Here is a 3054-nt window from a genome sequence, read left to right as displayed (position 1 = left end):
AGGGTTCCCGACAAGAGGGAAGGAATTTCCCACAGGAACAATCATGACAGTGATGGCATGATGAATTGTAAGAAGTCAGCCGAAGCCATAGTAGTCCAAAAAGAGGATGAAGGGCTGAACAATAGTAATCTTGGAAGCCGTGGAGGTGAGAGAAATGCAACAACCACAGACAACATCGAAAGATGGCTATCTACAAGAGAATAGGATGGAATCCGAAGGTATAGTAGAAGTGTGTAGTATTTCTCACGGTGAAACGGAAGGAAGAGATGGTGTGAGTCATCTGATCAATAAAGTAGCCAGTCGCTCAAACTTGAACCAAGCTTATAAAAAGGTGAAGGCTAATAAGGGAGCTCCTGGAGTTGATGGAATGACTGTGAATGAATTGTTTGCTTATCTCGTTCTAAACAAAGAAGAACTTATAGAACAGATAAAAACAGGTTCATATGAACCACAACCCGTCAAACGTGTGGAAATACCAAAACCGGATGGATCAAAAAGAAAACTTGGCGTACCAACTGTACGTGATCGACTTATTCAACAAGCGATTCTTCAAGTGATCGAGAAGAAAATAGATCCGACGTTTTCGGATAGTAGTTTTGGTTTTAGACCTAATCGTAGTGCTCACGACGCAATGAATTGCGCGAAAGAATACTATAAACAAGGATATCGAACAGTAGTAGATATCGATATGAAACAATATTTCGATACGGTTAATCATGACAAACTCATGTTTCATTTGGAAGAGCATATTAAGGATAAAATAATCCTTACACTTATACGGAAATTCCTAAGGAGTGGTGTGTCTATAAATGGAACAATTGTCCCTACTGAAATTGGTGTGCCACAAGGCGGGAATATTTCACCGATTTTGAGTAATCTCTTCCTTGATCAATTTGATAAAGAATTAGAGAAACGTGGACACCAATTCGTCCGGTATGCGGATGACTGTAATATCTACGTAAAAAGTAGAAAAGCAGGAGAGCGTGTCATGAAAAGCGCCACGACATTCCTTGAGAAGAGACTAAAACTTACTGTTAATCGTGAAAAGAGTGAAATAGGAAGCCCGACGAAACGGAAGTTTCTTGGATTCTGCTTACACAAAACGAAACAAGGTGTAGGATTTCGCCCCCATCAAAAGTCGAAAAGGAACTTTGAGGAAAAGCTTAGACAGCTAACCAAACGAAACCGACCAGGTAGTATACGCCAGATCATCAAAGAAATTAATGAGGTTACAACTGGATGGATCAACTACTACGGGATTAGTTATATGAAAAACTACATCAGGACCATTGATCAATGGATCAGACGACGGATTAGACAAATCATATGGAAACGCTGGAAGAAAGTGAAGACGAAATATAAAAGTCTTATTAAACTCAAAGTACCCAAACAAAAGGCTTGGGAATGGGCAAACACACGGAAGGGTTATTGGCGCATTGCGTGTAGTTTTATTTTACACCAAGCCATTACAAACAAAATTCTCGAAGGAATTGGTTTAAAGAACTTAAACCACATCTTCGAGAAAGCACACTCAAACTATTGAACCGCCGTATACGGAACCGTACGTACGGTGGTGTGAGAGGTCGGGGGTTAATACCCCCTCCTACTCGATTGTGTATAGGGCCATATGAGTTCCTAAGATTTTAAAGTTTCTGTCATACTTGTTTTCATTGTCTTATTGTAAGGCATGTATTTATGGAGGGGACATATATTTTAGAAAAAGAATTTGTTTAGGAGGAGTCTAAATGAACAAAGTCAGTATTGTTATACTAGGTATAATAACATCCTTCGTACTAATTGGTTCATTCATGGTGTTTAATAGTCAGGCTAGTAGTGAAGTAACAATTGTTAATCAAAAAGAGATTGACAATGAGTATTTAGATGATTTAGACAAGAGAACTTTTGATTTGGCACAGATTATTGAAAATGGTTTAAAAGACACTACAGCTCGACTAAATAGTATTGAGTATGATATTAATCATTTTCCAAATCGCCTTATTCACATAGATTCAAATAGTTCAAAGGACGGTAATAATATTGAACTGTTAGTACAAAATATAATTCAATCGGTAGAGGATAATTCAGTAATTAAGGAAAATGAACCACTTGAAATTATTGTATTAAACAAAGAAGGAAAAAAGATAAATTAAAATTTCAGGTTTATAGTGAAGTGATGTAAAAGATAAGTCAGGCATTTATCATATGATTTATCTTAAAATAGATAATGTCATTCCAGTTAAATTCTATATCAGTAACATCCATCCTTTGGACAAATTATCTTAATAAATAGCATGAAATACCAGAAATAATGTTCAAATATTACTTCAAAGAATGGATCGCTCATATTGCTAGTCTGCACTTGATAGGGACATTGATCATTGATGAAATACAACACTTAAAAGCCGCTAGTAGCGGTGGATCAGAAAGAAGGCTAAATTTCTTTGTCAGTAGTTAATACCATTGGCATCCCTGTTGTTTTAATAGGAACAAATGTCAGCCGTTTCTGTTTTACAAAAGGAATTTCGTCAAGCAAGAAGAGGAAGTGGACAAGGCGATAAAGTATGGTAACTAGTTCCCTTTTAGTACCTAATTCCTACCGGTTATATCTTCAACAAACAGGCGCAAATCTGTAATAAGAATTGCGTCCTTTCTTTGTGTATAGGGCCAGTTTGTGGAACTCTTATATTACCTAGTAGACCTATACTGCGCAGTAATTGGGTTCAATTTTAGGTCAGGTTTTATAAAGCCAATTGAAAACAGAGCCGTTCACACATACCCAAAATACACCCCCATCAAAGCCATAGGTCACCACACTATAAATTCTCCAAATTCAATTTAAACGCATAAATCCAACTTTCTGAAGAATATTAACATCAGTAAATGAACTATCAGGTAAACGATGGCTGCAGAAGGGAGTCTTTAACGTTATGCTTAATAAATTCTCTACTGTGTTTAAAATATCAGCAGGGATTAGGTTGTTATTGGTTATGCTTTGATTATGTTGGCCCGGGGTGTTAGAGAACTTCACCACTGTATTAACTTCGGATAGCAGAC

General features: G+C 36.9%; 4 protein-coding genes. 3 read left to right on the top strand and 1 reads right to left on the bottom strand.

Going from position 1 to position 3054, the window contains the following annotated elements; translation table 11 throughout:
* From CEF18_RS26540 to CEF18_RS14920, 3 genes are all read left to right on the top strand, one after another.
* Window positions 1–204, top strand: a 204-nt coding sequence (locus tag CEF18_RS26540; protein ID WP_223292319.1) for a hypothetical protein, incomplete at its 5' end; no start/stop codon positions are given.
* Entirely contained in the window at window positions 155–1543 is a 1389-nt protein-coding gene (gene ltrA / locus CEF18_RS14925; RefSeq protein ID WP_183041274.1) for a group II intron reverse transcriptase/maturase, read from the top strand. The genes CEF18_RS26540 and ltrA, both read left to right, overlap by 50 nt.
* 202 nt (window positions 1544–1745) lie before the next feature.
* Window positions 1746–2150, top strand: coding sequence for a hypothetical protein (locus CEF18_RS14920; RefSeq protein WP_110937193.1), 405 nt, complete (start codon window positions 1746–1748; stop codon window positions 2148–2150).
* A gap of 680 nt (window positions 2151–2830) precedes the next feature.
* Here CEF18_RS14920 and CEF18_RS26530 read toward each other — a convergent pair.
* On the bottom strand, window positions 2831–3054 hold a 224-nt coding region (locus tag CEF18_RS26530), incomplete at its 5' end, for a hypothetical protein (RefSeq protein ID WP_223292318.1).

Origin of the sequence: Salipaludibacillus neizhouensis, from assembly GCF_002886185.1 — a bacterium.
Classification (GTDB): domain Bacteria; phylum Bacillota; class Bacilli; order Bacillales; family Salisediminibacteriaceae; genus Salipaludibacillus; species Salipaludibacillus neizhouensis.
Note: the sequence above shows the minus strand (reverse complement) of the source record. Positions and strands in the feature narration are given on the sequence as shown.

What these genes read in the sequence shown, in the direction of transcription:
- ltrA (WP_183041274.1), top strand. Translation starts at nt 155, where the DNA reads ATGCAACAACCACAGACAACATCGAAAGATGGCTATCTACAAGAGAAT.
- CEF18_RS14920 (WP_110937193.1), top strand. Translation starts at nt 1,746, where the DNA reads ATGAACAAAGTCAGTATTGTTATACTAGGTATAATAACATCCTTCGTA.